The following is a 17,726-nucleotide window of genomic DNA, read 5'->3' on the forward strand; positions in this document are numbered from 1 at the left end:
TGCGCGGCGCACCCGGCAGCTTGGGGCTCAGCTCTTCTCGAGCTCGCTCACTTGCAAGGACAGGTCGAACAGCTTCGACTTGCTTGCGTAATAGCGGTCGAGCCGCCATTCCTTCAGGATGTCCATGGCGAGTTCGAAGCTCTTGTAATCAAGGCTGTAGAGGGTGACCAACTCGAAGCTGCGTTCGGATTCGAGCGCCAACACGAGCTGCGCCAGGATCTTGGCCGACTCGTTGGCCGGGTCCGTTTCTATGAATCGGCGAGCGACCTTGATGGCATTCATGGGATAGTGTTCCTCGGTAGGCAGAGACCGCGAACTATAGCTAGCATGCCGCCGCGCTTTATGACAGTCGTGTGACAAGCGAGGGTCATTGCCCTTGACGGGCGTGGTGCACGCATCCGCCGCCGCCCGGCCAGGGCGGGCGACGGGAAGCCGCTGGATAGCGAGCTTCAGCGCTTCAGCGCATGGGCGCCGGCATGGGCGCCGGCATGGGCGCCGGCATCGGTGCCGGTTCCATCGGCGCGATGGGCGCAATGGCCGGTGGCGGGACCCGCGAAGGCGCGGGCATCGGCGCCGGGATCGCGGCGGCGGGTGCCGGCATGACGACGGTGGTGACCGATTCGCGGATCACGCCGCCGCCCATCACGCTGCCATCCACATTGCCGCGGGTATTGCCGCTGCCGCCCATCACGCGGGCTTCGCAGTCTGCGCGGTCGGCCGGTGGCTGGAGCCCGCAGCGCGCGAGGGCATTGCGCTGGTAGTCGGGGGCGCTGGTCAGGCCGCCGCGCGCAGCTTCCTGGCGTGCGGCGCCGGCCTCGCGGATGCAGGCCGCGCGGTCCTGCTGGTTGTGTCCGCAGACCGCGAGTTCCTGCTGGTAGGTGGAGTCGCCGCGGCGCGGCTGGGCCGAGGCCGAGGTGGCGGCGGCCAGGCCGCCCACTGCGATCAGGGCGGCAATCATCGAACGGGTGGTGCTGTTCATGGGGTGCTCCTTGGAGTGACCTGAGACATGAAGCTGTTGGACAAGGCGGGCCGCATCGGGTTCCTCGCAGCCCATGCCGGTCAGCGTGCGGGTGCAGCCGGTTGTGCCGGCAATGGCGTCACTGTTTCGCGGATGACGCCGCCGCCCATCACGCTGCCTTCGGTGCTGGTGCGTGCGCCGCCCTGCAGGCGGGCCTCGCAGTCGGCGCGGTCGGCCGCGGGCTGTTCGCGGCAGCGCGCCATCGCATTGGCGTCGTAGCGGCCGGGGCTCGCGCTCGTGAGGCCGTTGCGTCCCGCTTCCTGGCGCGCGGCGCCGGCTTCGCGCAGGCAGGCCGCGCGGTCCTGCTGCACGCCGTCGCAGGTGGCGCGCTCCTGCTGTGCGCGCGCGGCCGTGCCGGGCGCCTGCGCCTGCGCCTGCGCCTGCGCGAACGATGCGCCGGGCACCAGCAAACCGCTGGCTGCAAGAAGCGCGGCAGCACAAAGGGTGGAACGAACTGTTGTTGTCATCGGGTGCTCCTGGTTGAGGCGCGCCCTCCGAAAGCGCGACCGGACACACAGTGTGGTCCAGCGCATCCCTTGCAGGGTGTGGGACGGCACAGACAGCAGACCCGGCCGGACTCGCCCCTGCGTGTGGGACGTGTCCGGCATGGTCCGGCGTGGCCGGCCCGGGGCGTGTCAGCCCGCCGCGATGCGCTGCGCGAGGTGCGCGAGCGCTTCCTCGACCTGGTCGACCAGGATCAGCGACAGGTCGCCCGGCTGCAGCCGCGCGAGCGCGGTGTCGATGGCGACGAACTCGCCGCGGATCTCGTCGATGTAGCGCGTGCGGGCCGCGCCCTGCAGGCCCTGGCGCAGCAGCGCCATCACCTCGCCGTCGGCGCGGCCGCGCTGGGCCGCGTCCTGGTAGAGGATCACGTCGTCGAAGGCCTGGCCGAGGATGGCGGTCTGGTCGCGGATGTCGGAATCGCGCCGGTCGCCCGCGCCGCTGATCACCACCGAGCGCTTGTTGGCCGGCATGGTGTCCACGGCCGAGACCAGCGCGCGCATGGCGTCGGTGTTGTGGCCGTAGTCGGCGATCACGGTGGCGCCGCGGTAGTCCATGACGTTGAAGCGTCCCGGCACGCCGGCCGCGTCGTTCAGGAAGCTGGCGAGGCCGCTGCGGATGGTGTCCCAGTCGAGGCCCACGGCCCATGCGGCGGCCACGGCGGCCATCACGTTGTCGACCTGAAAGCCGATGGTGCCGCTGCGCGTGATGGGCACGTCGCGCAGCGCGATGCGCTCGCGCCAGGAGCCTTCGGCCGCCACCAGCGTGTCCTGGTCGACGTAGACGGTGCGCTTGCCCTGCGCGCGGTGCGTGGCCATCACGGGGTGCTGGCGGTCGGCGGTGAAGAAGATCACGTGGCCGGGGCAGCCGGCGGCCATGGCGGCGACGTTGACGTCGGCGGCATTGAGCACGGCATAGCCGTCGGGCGCGACGTTGCGCACGATCACGCGCTTGAGCACCGCGAGGTCTTCGACGGTGGTGATGTAGTTCAGGCCCAGGTGGTCGCCGCTGCCGATGTTGGTGACCACGGCCACCTGGCAGCGGTCGAAGCCGAGGCCCTCGCGCAGCACGCCGCCGCGCGCCACTTCGAACACGGCCGCATCCACGTCGGGGTGCATGAGCACGTTGCGCGCGCTCTTGGGGCCGCTGCAGTCGCCGCTGTCGGTCTGGCGGCCGTCGACGTACACGCCGTCGGTGTTGGTCATGCCGGTGCGCAGGCCGCTCGACGAGAGCAGGTGGTTGATGAGGCGTGCCGTGGTGGTCTTGCCATTGGTGCCTGTGACGGCCACCACCGGAATGCGGCCGTCGTCGCCGTGCGCGAACATCGTGTCCATGACGGCCTCGCCTACCGCGCGGCCGCGGCCGAACGAGGGCGAGATGTGCATGCGCAGGCCGGGCGCGGCATTGACCTCGACCACGCCGCCGTGCTGCTCCTCGAGCGGGCGCAGCACGTTTTCGCAGACCATGTCGACGCCGCAGATGTGCAGCCCGACCATCTGCGCCGCATCGACCGCGCGCGCGGCCACTTCGGGGTGCACGGTGTCGGTCACGTCGGTGGCGGTGCCGCCGGTGGAGAGATTGGCGTTGTTGCGCAGCACCACGCGCTGGCCGCGCGTGGGAACGCTGTCGGGCGTGAGGCCCTGGGCCTCGAGGCGGCCGATGGCGATGTCGTCCAGGCGGATCTTGGTGAGCGAGGTGGCGTGGCCTTCGCCGCGGCGCGGGTCGAGGTTCACTGCGTCCACCAGCTGGCGCACTGTGGCGCTGCCGTCGCCGATCACATGCGGCGGATCGCGCCGCGCGGCGGCCACCAGGCGGTCGCCCACCACCAGCAGGCGGAAGTCGAAGCCCGGCAGGAATTTCTCGACCATGACCTCGCCATAGGCAGAGGCCGAGTCGTAGGCGGCCGTGAGCTGCTCCTGGGTCGTGATGTTGACCGTGACGCCTTTGCCCTGGTTGCCGTCCTGCGGCTTCACCACCACGGGCAGGCCGATTTCCATGGCCGCGGCCCAGCCGTCCTGCGCATCGGAGACGGGGCGGCCCAGCGGCACCGGCACGCCGGCAGCGTTGAGGAGTTGCTTGGTGAGTTCCTTGTCCTGCGCGATCGATTCGGCCACGCCGCTGGTGCTGTCGACCTCGGCCGCCTGGATGCGCCGCTGCTTGGAGCCCCAGCCGAACTGCACCAGGCTGCCGCTGGTGAGCCGGCGGTAGGGAATGCCGCGCGCCACGGCGGCATCGACGATGGAGCCGGTGCTCGGGCCCAGGCGCTCGGACTCGTCGAGGTCGCGCAGCTCGGTGATGGCGGCGGCGGCGTCGAAGGCGGTGTCGGCCTGCGCGGCCGCGATCAGCTGTTCGGCCAGTTCGATGGCGCGGCGGCCCACGGCCTCTTCGCTGTACTGGAACACGACCTGGTAGACGCCGTCTTCCACCGTGGGCGAGGTGTGGCCGAAGTTGACCGCGCACCCGGCCTGGGCCTGCAGCGCCACGGCGGCGTTCTCGAGCACGTGCGCCACGGCCATCGGCTGGCCCAGCACCATCGGATGCAGTTCGCCGATGTTGGGGAACAGCGCGCGCAGGCGCGCTTCGAAGCCCGGCAGGCGGCTGATGGCGTTCTCGTCGCCTTCGCAGGCAACCACCGCTTCGATGGCGGTGTGGCGGCTCCAGAGGTTGGGGCCGCGCAAGGCGCGGATACGGGTGACTTTCATGGGGCGGCGGTGCGCTTCAGGCGAGTTGCAGTTGGGGGGACGAAAGCGGCTGCGTCTGCGAAAGCTGCAGCGAGGCCAGCGCCGCCTGCAGGTCGGCCTCGAAGGCCTCGACGCCGGCGCCGATGAGGTTCAGCGGAATGCCCAGCGCCCAGGCCGCGGCCACCGCGGCCAGCAGGCTCTCCAGGTTCACGCCCGCGTGCGTGGCGCGCCAGACGGTCAGCCGGCCAAGGCCGGGCAGGAAGGATTCGCTGCTGCCGTTGGCCAGCACCACGCGGTCCTGCCGCACCAGCACGGCCTTGCCGCCGGCGGCCTGGTGCGCGGTGAGCGCGGCGGCCTGCGGGTCGGCCGCGTAAAGAATGACGGCGCCGTCGCACAGCGGCGCCAGGCCCGCCACGCGCGGATCGCCCGCGTTGAGCACGGCAGTGCCTTCGCCCAGCACCACGTCGACCTGCGTGCGCAGCACCTTGACCATCTGGTCGCTCTCGGTGATGTCGTAGTCGGCCAGCGCCTCGGCGCCGTCGAGGTCGGTCACGATGCCGATCTCGCAGCGGTCGTAGGCCAGGCCGTCGCGCAGGATGGTCTCGGCGCCGTTCTCGATCACCACGGCCTGCACCGCGCGGTTCACCAGCAGGCGGCGGCCGGCCTCCCAGTTGGCGCTGTCGCGCGCATCGACGCGGCGGCGCTCCAGGAACAGGCCGTCGCGGCAGGCCAGGCCGGTGTGGCGCCCACCCAGGTTGATGAGCCAGGCGACCAGGCGCGCGAGCACCGCGGTGTCGCGCGAGCCGGCCACGCCGATCACGGGAATGCGGCCCGGCGCATCGCCCGGGAACAGGTGGTCGCAGATCGCGCGGCCCACCGGACGCGGCGAGCCGACGGCCGGCTTCAGGTGCATCAGGAGGCCGGGGCCGGCATTCACTTCGACGATGGCGCCGCGCTGCGGGCCGAGCGGCTTGCCGATGTCCTGCGCCACCAGGTCGATGCCCGCGATGTCGAGGCCCACCACGCGCGCGGCCAGCACGGCAGCATGCGCGACTTCAGGATGGACCTGGTCGGTGCAGTCGTTGGCCATGTTGCCGTTGCGCTGGATCGTGACCACGCGGCCGGCCGCCGGCACCGAGGCGCCGTCCAGCTCCTGGCGCTTGAGTTCGAGCTGCAGCTTGGCGTCGGTGTCCAGCACGATCAGGTCGAGCGGATATTCCTCTTCGGCGCCGCGGCGCGGATCGCTGTTGAGCTGCTTGTCGATCAGCTCGGCCACGGTGCTCTTGCCGTCGCCGGTCACGGTGATGATCTCGCCGCGCGCGGCCGCCACCACCTCGCCGCCCACCACCAGCAGGCGGTGTTCGTGGCCGCGGATGAAGCGCTCGACCATCACGTCGCTGCCTTCGGGCTCGGCCACCGCGAAGGCGGCCATGACTTCCTCGCGCGTGGTCAGTTCGAGCGACACGCCGCGGCCGTGGTTGGCGTCCGACGGCTTCACGGCCACCGGCAGGCCGATGTCCTCGGCGGCTTCCCAGGCTTCCTCGGCGCTGGCCACCACCTGGCCCTCGGGCACCGGCACGCCGCAGCTCGCGAGCAGCGACTTGGTGAGCTCCTTGTCGCTCGCGATCGATTCGCCGATGGCGCTGGTGTAGTCGGTCTCGGCAGTCCAGATGCGCTGCTGGTTGGCGCCGTAGCCCAGCTGCACCAGGTTGCCGCTGTTGAGCCGGATGTGCGGAATGCCGCGGTCGGTGGCGGCGGACACGATGGCCGCGGTGCTCGGGCCGAGGTAGCAGTCTTCGACCTTGGCCTTGACCGCATCGACTGCCTTCTGCACGTCGTCTGCGGTGAACGGGTCGTTGTTGATGGCCGCCATCAGCAGGCGGTGGCCTTGGGCCAGCGCCACGCGGGCCACCTGCTCGTCGCGCGCGCGGAACACCATGCGGTAGACGCCGTGCTCCGAGGTGCTGCGGGTTTGCCCGAAGCCGGTCGGCATGCCGGCCAGGTTCAGCAGCTCGATCACCACGTGCTCGAGCACATGGCCCGACCAGGTGCCTTCGGTCAGCCGCTGGATGAAGCCGCCGCGCTCGCCCACGCCGCAGTGGTGCTCGATGAGCGCCGGCAGCAGGGCCGTGAGCCGGTCGGTGAAGCCTTCGATCTTGTTGGAGGGGTAGTCCTCCAGCTGGCCCAGGTCGAGCCAGACTTCCAGCACGGGCCGGTAGGTCCAGAGGTTGGGACCGCGCAAATAGTTGATGCGCAGGAGGCGGATGTCGTCGAAACGGGTCATGCAAACGTTCGATGTGCTTTGGCCGAGCACCGCGGCGCCTTCAAGCGCGCCCATGGCAATCGGTCAGAATCGGCGCCCGACAAAGGACGCCATGGCGCGGTCCCTGCGGCCCGCGACGGGCAAGAGTCAAAGAAACACAATGCAACATCACGATCCAGTCGGCACCCGGGAGGGCGAAATCGAGGCGGCCTCAGACGCGCTGAAAAGCCGGCTCGTAGCCGCGGAAAACGTTCTGGTCACACTGCCGGTTGACCTTGACGATGAACTTCTGTTTACCTTTGGGCTCGTGGCCCTCACCGACCGGCGGCTGCTGGCGCTGCAACCGGATGGCCAGTGGTGTGAGTGGACACTATCAGATTCATCGCTCCGCCTCCATCTGAGCGACCATTCGGGCGTTGGAACGCTCGACCTGGTGGGCGCCGAAGGCCGCCTTGCGCGCTGGCGTTACACGTTGGCGAGCCAGCCGGCTGCGCTGCGGCTGCTCAAGCTCTTCGGCCAGCGCGAGAACGGCACTGTCGCCGAGGCGACAGCCGAGCCCGACGGCGACGACCTGGCCTTGCCCGACGCCGAGCTCCAGACCCCGCCCTCGACCTGGGTGCTGCTGCGGCTCGGCCGCTTCGCCAAGCCCTACCGCAAGCAGCTGATCGCGGGCTTCCTGCTGACGCTGGTCTCCACGGCCGCGACGCTGGTGCCGCCCTACCTGACCATTCCGCTGATGGACGACATCCTGATTCCGTTCCAGAACGGGCAGAAGATCGACCCGGCGCGCGTCGGGCTCTACCTGAGCGGTCTGCTGGGCGCGGCGCTGGTCGGCTGGGGCCTGGGCTGGGCGCGCACCTACCTGCTGGCGCTGGTGTCGGAGCGCATCGGCGCCGACCTGCGCACCACCACCTACGAGCATCTGCTCACGCTCCCGCTCGACTATTTCGGCGGCAAGCGCACCGGCGACCTGATGGCGCGCATCGGCTCGGAAACCGACCGCATCAACGTGTTCCTCTCGCTGCATGCGCTCGACTTTGCGAACGATGTGCTGATGATCGTGATGACCGCGGTCATCCTGGTCTCCATCAACCCGCTGCTGGCCGTGGTCACGCTGGTGCCGCTGCCCTTCATCGCCTGGATGATCCACGTGGTGCGCGACCGGCTGCGCACCGGCTTCGAGAAGATCGACCGCGTGTGGTCCGAGGTGACCAACGTGCTGGCCGACACCATCCCGGGCATCCGCGTGGTCAAGGCCTTTGCGCAGGAGCGCCGCGAAGCCGAGCGCTTCCGCGTGGCCAATGCCTACAACCTGCAGGTCAACGACAAGCTCAACCGCACCTGGTCGCTGTTCACGCCCACCGTCTCGCTGCTGACCGAGATCGGCCTGCTCGTGGTCTGGGGCTTCGGCATCTGGCAGGTGGCGCGCGGCAGCATCACGGTGGGCGTGCTCACGGCCTTCATCGCCTACATCGGCCGCTTCTACACGCGGCTCGACTCGATGAGCCGCATCGTCTCGGTCACGCAGAAGGCGGCGGCCGGCGCCAAGCGCATCTTCGACATCCTGGACCACGTGAGCAACGTGCCCGAGCCCGCCAACCCGGTGAAGATCGAGCGCGTGCAGGGCCGCATCGAGATGAGCGGGCTGGGCTTTCGCTACGGCTCGCGCGCCGTGATCCACGACCTGGACCTGACCATCGAGCCCGGCGAGATGATCGGCCTGGTGGGCCACAGCGGCTCGGGCAAGAGCACGCTGGTCAACCTGATCTGCCGCTTCTACGACGTGACCGACGGCGCCATCAAGGTCGACGGCACCGACATCCGCCGCTTTGCCGTGGCCGACTACCGGCGCCACGTCGGGCTGGTGCTGCAGGAGCCGTTCCTGTTCTTCGGCACCATCGCGCAGAACATCGCCTACGGCAAGCCCGACGCCACGCGCGCCGAAGTGGTGGCCGCCGCGCGCGCCGCGCATGCGCACGACTTCATCCTGCGCCTGCCGCATGGCTACGACTCGCTGGTGGGCGAGCGCGGCCAGGGCCTGTCGGGCGGCGAGCGGCAGCGCATCAGCATTGCGCGTGCGCTGCTGATCGATCCGCGCATCCTGATCCTCGACGAGGCCACCTCGGCCGTCGACACCGAGACCGAGAAGGAAATCCAGAAGGCGCTCGACAACCTCGTGCAGGGCCGCACCACCATCGCCATTGCGCACCGCCTCTCGACGCTGCGCAAGGCCGATCGGCTGGTGGTCATGGACCGTGGCGAGGTGGTCGAGGTCGGCCCGCACGACGCCCTGATGGAGAAGCAGGGCGCCTACTGGCGGCTCTACCAGGCGCAGCTGCGCCAGGCCGACGAAGATGCGAGCGAAGGCGCCGTCGACGAACGTGCCGGCGCGCAGCTGCCGCTGGTCATCAGCCATGCAGCCCACCCGGCCGGAGACGCATGATGAGCGACACCATTCCCACTTTCGATCTCGAGCGCGATGCCTTCGGCCGCCTGGTGCTGACCGATGCCGAGGGCGAGCGCCACGAGGGCGTGACGCCCGTGCGCGCCTTTCCGCTCAGCGCGCCCGGCGAGGGCGTGTCGCTGGTCGGCAGCGAGGGCCGCGAACTGGTCTGGATCGACCGCCTCGAGGCCCTGCCCGCGGCGACGCGCGCGCTGCTCGAACAGGAGCTCGCGGTGCGCGACTTCGCGCCCACGCTGCTGAAGCTGCATGGCGTGTCGAGCTTCGGCGTGCCCAGCACCTGGACCGTGAGCACCGACCGCGGCGACACCAGCTTCGTGCTCAAGGCCGAGGAAGACATCCGCCGGCTCGAGGGCGGTGCACTGCTGATTGCCAGCGCGCACGGCGTGCAGTTCCGCATTCCCGATGTGAAGGCGCTCGACCGCGCCTCGCGCAAGCTGCTGGAGCGCTTTCTCTAGACCGCAGCGCCGCCCGGTGCGGCCGGCAATGCGGGTGCCGGCTGCGTAGCCGCCCGGGCCTGCCGATGGCCCCAGTCGGTGATCGGCTTCTCGAAGCGGCGGTAGAGAAAGTCGGAGGCAACCAGCGCCACGCCAAAGGATGCGAACAGCAGCGCCGCCCCTGCCACCGTGGTGGGCGAGATGCCGATCACGGCCTGCGCCGCGAGGTACTGCACCAGGTACATCGCGTACGAGCGGCGCCCCACGAACAGCATGAAGCGCGACGCAAGAAGCCTGCGCAGCCAGCTGTCCGCAGCAACCAGCGAAGGCAGCCACAGGCCCACCAGCACCACGTACAACGCAATGAGCTGCGGCTCGCCGAAGCGGGCGCTGATCGCGAGCGACTTGCGGTGCACCAGGAACAGGGCCAGCGCAATCGCGATGGCGGCCGTCTGCGTCATGAGGCCGCGCATCCATGCGAAGGTCCGGCGCGTGTGCATTGCCATTGCCACCATCGATCCCACCAGCATGCCAAGGTAGTGCCAGGGCGAGAATCCGGCCGGGTGGGCGCCCGTCATCCAGACGGCAACCAGCAGCACGAGGCTGCACGCGGCGGTTCCGAAGCGCGAGGCGGCCGTGGAGCCGAACAGCGCGAACAGCGCCGGCCACACCAGGTAGTACTTCCATTCGATGCCCAGCGTCCAGGTCATCTGCAGCGGCGCGAAGCCGGCAAACTCGTTCAGCAGCGTGAGGTAGTAGGGCGTGGCCGCCTTCATCTGCTCCCAGGCCGCGCCCTGGGCGAGATAGCTCAGTCCGAGCACCATCAGGTAGACCAGAAAATAGAGTGGCAGGATCCGGGCCGCGCGCCTGATGTAGAAGGCCTTGAGCGACACCGTGCCCGTGGCATCGCGCTCGCGCAGCAGCAGCGTGGTGATCAGGAAGCCGGAGAGCACGAAGAAGGCATGCACGCCGAGCCAGCCCGAGAATTTGTCCCAGCGCGGCCCGCCGAAGTGGAACCCGAAAACAAGGAAGACCGCTACCGCCCGCAGCCCATCGAGTGCTGCGAAATTGCGGGTCTCCCGGTAATCGTCGGGGCCGTGGATCGACCCTTGTTCGCGCATGTTGAGCGGTGCCTCTCCTTCGAATCGCGCGGATTCTGCCCGAGATAGCACTTTCGTGGTGCATCGGCGGAGCCCGACGGCCGCGGCTGTTGGCGCGGCGCCACGCTGCGCCGCCGAGCCTGCGAAAATCGCGGTTTTGAAGAGACGGACATGCCCCTGCACACCACCGCCCTCGTCCTGTTCTCCGGCGGCCAGGATTCGACCACCTGCCTCGCGGACGCGCTGTCCAAGTACCAGCGCGTCGAGACGCTGGGCTTCGACTATGGCCAGCGGCACCGCGTCGAGCTCGACGTGCGCGGCACCATCCTCGCGAAGATGCGCGAGCGCTTCCCCGACTGGGCGCCGCGCCTGGGCGAAGACCACGTGCTCACGCTGGCCGCGCTGGCCCAGCTCGGCGGCTCCTCGCTCACCGAGGAAGTGGCTTTCGAAATGCAGGCCGACGGCCTGCCCAACACCTTCGTGCCCGGGCGCAACCTGCTGTTCCTCACCTTGGCCGGTGCGCTGGCCTACCGGCGCGGGCTGCAGGTGATCGTCACCGGCGTCTGCGAGACCGACTTCTCGGGCTACCCCGACTGCCGCGACGACACCATGAAGGCCATGCAGCTCGCGCTCTCGCTCGGGCTGGAGCGCCGCCTGGTCATCGAGACGCCGCTGATGTGGATCGACAAGGCCGAGACCTGGCAGATGGCGCACCGCCTGGGCGGCGAGCCGCTGGTCGACCTGATCGTCGAAGAAACCCACACCTGCTACCTTGGCGACCGCGAACATCGCCAGGCCTGGGGCTATGGCTGCGGCGAATGCCCGGCCTGCGAGCTGCGCAAGAAGGGCTGGGAGCGCTACGCCTCTGGCCTGCAGCAGTCCTAGGTGGCCGCAGTCTCCAGCCGGTAGCGTGCGCCGCCCGCCGGTGCGCCTTCGGGCTGGGGCACCAGCGTCCAGCGCTGGTTGTGGAAGTCGCCGACGGCCGCGCGGTGCGCGATCGACACCATGGCGCCGCCCGCGGCCTTCACCCGGTCGGAGAGCCGCTTGTAGAGCACGCCTTCGGCCTCGGCATCGAGCGCGCTGGTGATCTCGTCGGCAAAGAGCCATGACGGCTTCTTCAGCAGCACGCGCGCGATCGACAGCCGCTGCTGCTCGCCGCCCGAGAGCTTCTGGCTCCAGGCATCGCTGTCGTCGAGGCGGTCCACGAGGTTGGGCAGCAGCGCGTCGATCAGCGCCTGGCGCAGATCGGCATCGCTGTAGTTCTCGGCCGGATTCGGATAGGTCAGCGCATTGCGCAGGGTGCCGTCCGGCACGTAGGGCCGCTGCGGCATGAACACCGCGCCCTCGGGCACCTTCACATGGCCGTGCGCGAACGGCCAGATGCCGGCAAAGGTGCGGAACAGCGTCGACTTGCCGCTGCCCGAAGGCCCCTGCAGCAGCACGCTGTCGCCCGGCTGGACCGCCAGCGCCGCGCCTGCGACGAGCGAGGTGCCGTTGGGCAGCGCCACCGTGAGGTCGCCGGTCTGCAGCGCGGGCGCGGTGCCGTCGCGCTCGAGCGACTGGCTGCGCGCGGCGTGTGCGCGCATCGCATCGTCGAAGCTGGTGAGGCGGTCGGTGGTTGCGCGCCAGACGGCCACGCGGTCGTAGTTGTCGACGAACCAGCTGAGCGAATCCTGCACCTTGCCGAAGGCCGACGAGATCTGCATCAACTGGCCGAGCTGGATGGCGCCGCTGAAGAAGCGCGGAGCGGCCACCAGGAACGGGAAGATCACGGCCGCCTGGCCGAAGAACGAAGTGAAGGTGATCAGGTTCTTCTGCTGCTTGATGAGCACCAGGTAGTTGCGCAGCACGCTGCCAAAGCGCAGGTCGAGTTGGCCGTGCTCGACCTTCTCGCCCTTGTCCAGCGCAATGGCCTCGCTGTATTCGCGCACCCGCACCAGGTGGTGCCGGAAGTCGGCCTCGAAGCGCTGCTGCCGGAAGTTGGTGCCGATCAGCGGGCGGCCGATGAAGTGCGTGATGGCCGTGCCCACCACGCAGTAGGCCACCGCCAGCCAGACCATGGCGCCCGCGATCTGGTAGCTGCTGCCGCCCATCGAGAACGCGAAACTGCCCGACAGCCCCCAGAGAATGCCCACGAAGCTCACCAGCGTGACCACGGCGTTCAGGAGGCCCATCGACAGCGTCATCGTGTAGTCGGTGAACATCTGCATGTCTTCCTGGATCCGCTGGTCGGGGTTGTCCGGCGTCTGGCCTTCGTTATTCGCGTAGCGCGCAAGCTCGAGGTGATAGAAGGTGCGGTCGGCCATCCAGCGCGACAGGTAGTCGCGTGTCATCCAGGTGCGCCAGCGCAGCTGCAGCAGCTGCGTCACATAGAACTTGAGCACCTGTACCGCGATGTTGAAGAAGGCGATCCAGCCAAAGACGCCCACCTCGCGCCAGAAGACCGCCGAATCCTTGTTCTGCAGCGCATCGTAGAAACGCCCATACCACTGGTTGCCCAGCACGGCCACGTACACATAGAACAGGTTCAGCGCGACGATGCCCAGCAGCATCGTGCGGGCGCGCCATTTCTCCTCGGAACGGAAATAAGGCGCCGCAAGCGCGAAGACGCGCTTCACTACCTGGGCGAACGTGGCGGCACGCGCCGTGACGGATAAAGACATGCAGGTTTCCTCGCTGGGCGCGGGTGCGCCGGACATCGTGAGGAAACGATGGTAGTCAAATGTTCCTTAAGCGGGCCTGAACCGGCCCGGCGCCCTGCAAAGTAAGTGCTCAGCGCAGCATGACCCGCGCCGCTGTTTCCAGGAAGTGCTTGAGCGGCGGCGTCTCGCGCCCCTGCACCTTCGCTTCCTCATCCCACAGCCGCAGCCGCACCGCATCGTTGGCCCAGCGCTGCTCGGCAAAGCGCTGCGCCGCGGCTTCGTCCATCACGCCGCCCTGCAGCGCGAGGCTGCGCACCGAATCGGCCGAGAGCCGCGAGAAATAGCCGGGCCGTGTCGCGCAGAGGTAGCGCTTGGCGTCCACATGCAGCCGGATCGGCTCGCGCACCTCGGCGCCGAAGACGCCACGCAGGAGCGGCATGGCGATGTACTGGTGGCGGTCGTCGATGCCCAGCTCGGTGGGCGAGCGCGACAGCGTCTGGTGCTCGGCGATCAGCAGGTGACCGAGGTCGTGCAGCAGCGAGGCCGTGACCAGCGCATCGCCCGCGCCGGCCTGCTCGGCCAACCATGCGCACTGCAGCGCATGCTCGAGTTGCGACACCGGCTCGCCCGCATACGCAACCCCGCCGCGTTCGGCGAACAGGCGGGCAATCTCGGCGAGGTCGAGTGTCATGGAGCTGGAGCGAAGGCGGAAAGCGCGGAGCGAGGGCACACAGCTTCGCGCATTCCGATGACCAAGGCATGACGAACCTGCAGCGCTGCACCGGCGCACCGCTCAGTCGGCGCGGCGTCCGACTTGACTTGCATGAAGGCGGGCATAGCATCCGCCGCATGAGAAGCACAGTCCTTGTTCTTCTGCTCTGCATCGGCCTGGCGACGGCCGGCTGCGACGACAAGCCCAAGCCCGGCGTGCCGGTGCCGAAGGCTTCGGCGGATGTCGTGATGCCGGTCCCGTTCGCGGGCTGATTCGCCATCGGGCGCGCAGGCGGCCATGCGCCGCCGGCCATTGCGCGCGCTCGCCTTCGCGTATTCGCGCCCGCGGGTATCCTCGACGCGGAGCAAAAAAACAATGAAGACATTCGAGACAAGCGCCCACGAGGCGGATTCGCGCTACGCCATGCTGCGGCTCGGCCTCACGCTGCTGGTCATGACGGTCGGCAGCAGCGGCATGTACGTGGTCTCGGTGATGCTGCCCGCCGTGCAGGCCGAGTTCGGCGTTGCGCGTGCCGATGCCTCGCTGCCCTACACGCTGCTGATGCTCGGCTTCGGCGTGGGCGGCGTGCTGATGGGCAAGCTGGCCGACCGATTCGGCGTGATGTGGCCCTTGCTGATCGGCGCGCTGAGCCTTGGCGTGGGTTATGTCGCGTGCGGCATGGCCGATGGCATCGTGTCCTTCATCGCGGCGCAGGCCGTGCTGGTCGGCCTGCTCGGCAGCGCCGCGGCCTTTGCTCCGCTGGTGGCGGACACCTCGCTCTGGTTCGTCAAGCGGCGCGGCATCGCGGTGGCGGTGTGCGCGAGCGGCAACTACGTGGCCGGCGCCATCTGGCCGCCGATCGCGCAGCACTTCATCGAGACGGTGGGCTGGCGCCAGACCTACATCGGCATGGGCCTTTTCTGCGGCCTTGCGATGGCGGCGCTCGCGCTCTTCTTCCGTGCGCGGCCGCCGGCATTGGCCGTAGCGCCGGCCGACCCTGCGGGCCATGCCGGGCGGCGGCGCGACATGACGCGGCCCTTCGGCCTCAGCATGGGCACGGCCCAGGGCCTGCTGTGCGTGGCGGGCGTGGCCTGCTGCGTGGCCATGGCCATGCCGCAGGTGCACATCGTGGCCTACTGCGGCGACCTCGGCTACGGCGCGGCGCAGGGCGCGCAGATGCTGTCGCTGATGCTGGGCTTCGGCGTGGTGAGCCGGCTGGTGTCGGGCGCGATCTGCGACCGCATCGGCGGGCTGCGCACGCTGCTGCTGGGCGGCGCGCTGCAGGGCGTGGCGCTGCTGCTGTTCCTGCCGTTCGACGGGCTGGTGCCGCTCTATGTGATCTCGGCGCTGTTCGGCCTGTTCCAGGGCGGCATCGTGCCGTCCTACGCGATCATCGTGCGCGAGCACTTTCCGCCAGAAGAAGCCGGCGCGCGCGTGGGCACGGTGCTGATGTTCACGCTGTTCGGCATGGCGCTGGGCGGCTGGATGTCGGGCAAGGTGTTCGACCTGACCGGCAGCTACCACGCGGCGTTCCTCAACGGCATCGGCTGGAACCTGCTGAACGTCAGCATCGCGGCGATGCTGCTGTTCAGGGTCCGGCATCTGCGGCTTCGTGCCGCCGCGGCGTAGCGCGCAAGGGCCCGCGCCGCTGCGGTGCGAGGATCCCTCAGAGATCTGACAGGCCCATCGCCGGATCGCTCACGGTGTGCTTTCCGGTTTCCACGCGGCCGGCAAAGCGGCGCAGGTAGCCGGGGTCGGCATCGCAGCTGACCGCGAAGTCATACCACTGGCCGCTGGTGCCAAGCTCCCAATGCTGTTCGGCCGCAGCGCTGCCATCGACCGTCGCGATCCAAGGGCCGTCGTTGCGATAAGCCTTGGCGCTCACCGTGAACTTGCAGCTCTTTGTTCCGCCGTTGCGCATGTCGAGGTAGACATTGCCGTTGGCAATGTCGTAGCACACCCGCACTTCAGGGATCGCCCCGCTCGTGCGCAGCGCGTCGAGATTGCCCTTGAAGTGGCGGTGAAAGCCGTTGGGGCCGAGCACCCACAGGTCGTAGAAGCCGCTGTTGTCGATGGCCGCATTCCAGGTGTCGTCGAGCGTCTTGCCGGCTTCCACCGTGTAGCGGCGCGGCAGGCGGCCGAGGTTGAGCTTGTCGTACACGTGGAACACCGCACCCGCCTTGCCCGTGTTCGAGAACAGCAATTGCACCGTGCCGGCCGCCGCATCGGCGCGCGCGCTGGCATGCAGCTCGTAGGGCAGCGCGCGCGAGGGGCGCGTGCCGGTCGGCTGGCGCGGCAGCTGCGGGTCGATAGGCAGCGGTACCTGGCCCAGCGCCTCCTGGCTCAGCCGGAGCTGGTCGGCCTGGTCGCGGGTGCTGCGGCCCGCCAGCGTGGGCAAAGGCTCGTCGTTCGGGTTGGCAAAGTTGAAGGCGCTGGTGAGGTCGCCGCACACCGTGCGCCGGAAGGCACCGATGTTGGGCTCCTTTACGCCGAAGCGCGCTTCGATGAAGCGGATCACCGACGTGTGGTCGAAGGCCTGCGAGTTGACCCAGCCGCCGCGGCTCCATGGCGAGATCACGTACATCGGTACGCGCGGTCCGGGGCCGTAGACACGCCCGTCGGGCGCAGGCTGCTTGGTGCTGCCGGGCGGCGCCGCCTGGGTGAAATATTCGGGGGCCAGGTCCGCATCGGGCAGCGTGGTCTTGCCGGCAAAGGTGCCGTCGCCGACGGGCGAAGGTGCCGAAGGCGAGGGCAGGTGGTCGAAGTAGCCGTCGTTCTCGTCGAAGTTGACAAGCAGCACGGTCTTGCTCCACACCTCGGGCACGGCCGTGAGCGCATCCAGCACCTCTTGCAGAAACCATGCGCCTTGCACCGGGCTCGACGGGCCCGGGTGCTCGCAGTAGATCGAAGGCGCATTCATCCAGCACACCTGGGGCAGCTTGCCTTCGCGGATGTCGCGCCTGAAGGCGTCGAGGTAGTTCTCGGGCCGCGTGCCCGGCAGCGTGTTGGCCACGCCCTTGTACAGCGGGCTCTTCGCGTCGTCGGTGGCCGGGTCGTAGGCGCGGTAGGGCAGCGGCTGGCCCGTATTGGCATAAGGCGTGTTCGGCTTGCCGCCGCTGGACACGGGAAAGCCCGAATCGAGGTTCGCCTGGCGGAACTGCCGGAAGGCACCCAGCATGTTGTCGCCCCATTCGTCGGGCATGTTCTGGTAGCTGATCCAGCGCACGCCCGCTTCTTCCAGGCGCTCGGCATAGGTCTTCCATGTGTAGCCGGTGTTCACCGACTCGGGGCGCCCGTCGATCCAGTCCCACTCATTGGTGACAAAGGCGGTGCCGGCGGCGGTCGCACCGTTGGTGCCGGTGAGATGGAAGGCCCGGTTCGCGTCGGTGCCGGTGTGCATGCTGCAGTGGTACGCATCGCAGAGCGTGAAGGCGTTGGCCAGCGCGAACTGGAACGGGATCTCCGCTTCCTTGTGGTAGCCCATGGCCTTGCTGGTTTTGTAGCGCGGCCACTGGTACATGCGGCCGCCGTCCCAGGCGTTCTGGCTGTCGGCCCAGTCGTGGGGCGTGCCGCCGTCGCGCTGTGCGTTGCCCTTGCGGCTGTCCAGGTGATAGGGCAGCACCAGCTTTCCGCTGGCGTCGGTCTGCTGCCACACGTTCAACCCCTTGGGCAGCGGAATGGTGAACCGGTCGCCGAAGCCGCGCACGCCGGTGAGCGTGCCGAAGTAGTGGTCGAACGAACGGTTCTCCTGCATCAGGATGACGATGTGCTCGACGTCCTGGATGGTGCCGGTCTTGTTGTTGGCGGGAATGGCCAGCGCGCGGCGGATGCTCGGCGGAAAGGCCGAGAGCGCGAGCGCCGCGGCGCCCGTGGTGGCAGTGCCTGTAAGAAATCTGCGGCGTGAGTTCATT

The 17,726-nt window shown here is 69.0% G+C and carries 14 protein-coding genes; 5 read left to right on the forward strand and 9 right to left on the reverse strand.

Going from position 1 to position 17,726, the window contains the following annotated elements; all coding sequences use genetic code 11:
* Window positions 1-27: 27 nt before the first annotated feature.
* From RZE77_RS05015 to RZE77_RS05035, 5 genes are all read right to left on the reverse strand, one after another.
* Window positions 28-282 (reverse strand): hypothetical protein, encoded by a 255-nt coding sequence (locus RZE77_RS05015; RefSeq protein ID WP_012746204.1) that lies wholly within the window; start codon window positions 280-282, stop codon window positions 28-30.
* A gap of 175 nt (window positions 283-457) precedes the next feature.
* Window positions 458-979: a hypothetical protein gene (locus RZE77_RS05020; protein WP_319440956.1), complete on the reverse strand. Its 522-nt coding sequence runs from the start codon at window positions 977-979 to the stop codon at window positions 458-460.
* A gap of 80 nt (window positions 980-1,059) precedes the next feature.
* A complete protein-coding gene (locus RZE77_RS05025; RefSeq protein WP_319440957.1) occupies window positions 1,060-1,485 on the reverse strand; it encodes a hypothetical protein in 426 nt (141 codons plus the stop codon).
* A 168-nt stretch (window positions 1,486-1,653) separates the two neighbouring features.
* Complete coding sequence (gene cphA / locus RZE77_RS05030) at window positions 1,654-4,221, reverse strand: cyanophycin synthetase (protein ID WP_319440958.1); 2,568 nt, start codon at window positions 4,219-4,221, stop codon at window positions 1,654-1,656.
* A 16-nt stretch (window positions 4,222-4,237) separates the two neighbouring features.
* Window positions 4,238-6,484 carry a cyanophycin synthetase gene (locus RZE77_RS05035; RefSeq protein WP_319440959.1) on the reverse strand — a complete coding sequence of 749 codons (2,247 nt, stop codon included), beginning with the start codon at window positions 6,482-6,484 and terminating at the stop codon, window positions 4,238-4,240.
* A gap of 139 nt (window positions 6,485-6,623) precedes the next feature.
* Here RZE77_RS05035 and RZE77_RS05040 point away from each other — a divergent pair, with 139 nt between their 5' ends.
* Together RZE77_RS05040 and RZE77_RS05045 are read left to right on the forward strand one after the other, a co-directional pair.
* Window positions 6,624-8,906: a cyanophycin metabolism-associated ABC transporter gene (locus RZE77_RS05040; RefSeq protein WP_319440960.1), complete on the forward strand. Its 2,283-nt coding sequence runs from the start codon at window positions 6,624-6,626 to the stop codon at window positions 8,904-8,906.
* Window positions 8,906-9,382: a cyanophycin metabolism-associated DUF1854 family protein gene (locus RZE77_RS05045; RefSeq protein WP_319440961.1), complete on the forward strand. Its 477-nt coding sequence runs from the start codon at window positions 8,906-8,908 to the stop codon at window positions 9,380-9,382. Before RZE77_RS05040 ends, RZE77_RS05045 begins: the two co-directional genes overlap by 1 nt.
* Here the strand turns inward: RZE77_RS05045 and RZE77_RS05050 are convergent.
* A complete protein-coding gene (locus tag RZE77_RS05050; RefSeq protein WP_319440962.1) occupies window positions 9,379-10,482 on the reverse strand; it encodes an acyltransferase family protein in 1,104 nt (367 codons plus the stop codon). The genes RZE77_RS05045 and RZE77_RS05050 overlap by 4 nt on opposite strands.
* Before the next feature lie 150 nt (window positions 10,483-10,632).
* Here RZE77_RS05050 and queC point away from each other — a divergent pair, with 150 nt between their 5' ends.
* Complete coding sequence (gene queC / locus RZE77_RS05055; RefSeq protein ID WP_319440963.1) at window positions 10,633-11,346, forward strand: 7-cyano-7-deazaguanine synthase QueC; 714 nt, start codon at window positions 10,633-10,635, stop codon at window positions 11,344-11,346.
* Here queC and RZE77_RS05060 read toward each other — a convergent pair.
* Both RZE77_RS05060 and RZE77_RS05065 read right to left on the reverse strand, forming a co-directional pair.
* Window positions 11,343-13,124, reverse strand: a complete 1,782-nt coding sequence (locus tag RZE77_RS05060) for an ABC transporter ATP-binding protein/permease (RefSeq protein ID WP_319440964.1) — start codon at window positions 13,122-13,124, stop codon at window positions 11,343-11,345. The genes queC and RZE77_RS05060 overlap by 4 nt on opposite strands.
* Window positions 13,125-13,233: 109 nt before the next feature.
* Window positions 13,234-13,794 carry a phosphonate degradation HD-domain oxygenase gene (locus RZE77_RS05065; protein ID WP_319440965.1) on the reverse strand — a complete coding sequence of 187 codons (561 nt, stop codon included), beginning with the start codon at window positions 13,792-13,794 and terminating at the stop codon, window positions 13,234-13,236.
* A gap of 158 nt (window positions 13,795-13,952) precedes the next feature.
* On the opposite strand from RZE77_RS05065, the gene RZE77_RS05070 reads away from it, so the two are divergent.
* The gene (locus RZE77_RS05070) at window positions 13,953-14,087 is read left to right on the forward strand and encodes a hypothetical protein (protein ID WP_319440966.1); all 135 of its coding nucleotides are present in this window, start codon (window positions 13,953-13,955) and stop codon (window positions 14,085-14,087) included.
* Between the two features lie 103 nt (window positions 14,088-14,190).
* Window positions 14,191-15,444, forward strand: coding sequence for an MFS transporter (locus RZE77_RS05075; protein WP_319440967.1), 1,254 nt, complete (start codon window positions 14,191-14,193; stop codon window positions 15,442-15,444).
* Window positions 15,445-15,481: 37 nt separating this feature from the next.
* On the opposite strand, the gene RZE77_RS05080 is transcribed toward RZE77_RS05075, so the two are convergent.
* On the reverse strand, window positions 15,482-17,725 hold the full coding sequence (locus RZE77_RS05080; protein WP_319440968.1) for a phosphocholine-specific phospholipase C: 2,244 nt from the start codon (window positions 17,723-17,725) through the stop codon (window positions 15,482-15,484).
* Between the last annotated feature and the right edge of the window lies 1 nt (window position 17,726).

Origin of the sequence: Variovorax sp. SPNA7, assembly GCF_033807855.1 — a bacterium.
Taxonomy (GTDB): Bacteria; Pseudomonadota; Gammaproteobacteria; order Burkholderiales; family Burkholderiaceae_C; genus Variovorax; species Variovorax beijingensis.

Coding starts and splice junctions, on each gene's coding strand:
- RZE77_RS05050 (WP_319440962.1), bottom strand. CDS start 10,482: ATGCGCGAACAAGGGTCGATCCACGGCCCCGACGATTACCGGGAGACC.
- queC (WP_319440963.1), top strand. CDS start 10,633: ATGCCCCTGCACACCACCGCCCTCGTCCTGTTCTCCGGCGGCCAGGAT.
- RZE77_RS05020 (WP_319440956.1), bottom strand. CDS start 979: ATGAACAGCACCACCCGTTCGATGATTGCCGCCCTGATCGCAGTGGGC.
- RZE77_RS05075 (WP_319440967.1), top strand. CDS start 14,191: ATGAAGACATTCGAGACAAGCGCCCACGAGGCGGATTCGCGCTACGCC.
- RZE77_RS05015 (WP_012746204.1), bottom strand. CDS start 282: ATGAATGCCATCAAGGTCGCTCGCCGATTCATAGAAACGGACCCGGCC.
- cphA (WP_319440958.1), bottom strand. CDS start 4,221: ATGAAAGTCACCCGTATCCGCGCCTTGCGCGGCCCCAACCTCTGGAGC.
- RZE77_RS05025 (WP_319440957.1), bottom strand. CDS start 1,485: ATGACAACAACAGTTCGTTCCACCCTTTGTGCTGCCGCGCTTCTTGCA.
- RZE77_RS05060 (WP_319440964.1), bottom strand. CDS start 13,124: ATGTCTTTATCCGTCACGGCGCGTGCCGCCACGTTCGCCCAGGTAGTG.
- RZE77_RS05035 (WP_319440959.1), bottom strand. CDS start 6,484: ATGACCCGTTTCGACGACATCCGCCTCCTGCGCATCAACTATTTGCGC.
- RZE77_RS05080 (WP_319440968.1), bottom strand. CDS start 17,725: ATGAACTCACGCCGCAGATTTCTTACAGGCACTGCCACCACGGGCGCC.
- RZE77_RS05070 (WP_319440966.1), top strand. CDS start 13,953: ATGAGAAGCACAGTCCTTGTTCTTCTGCTCTGCATCGGCCTGGCGACG.
- RZE77_RS05045 (WP_319440961.1), top strand. CDS start 8,906: ATGAGCGACACCATTCCCACTTTCGATCTCGAGCGCGATGCCTTCGGC.
- RZE77_RS05065 (WP_319440965.1), bottom strand. CDS start 13,794: ATGACACTCGACCTCGCCGAGATTGCCCGCCTGTTCGCCGAACGCGGC.
- RZE77_RS05040 (WP_319440960.1), top strand. CDS start 6,624: ATGCAACATCACGATCCAGTCGGCACCCGGGAGGGCGAAATCGAGGCG.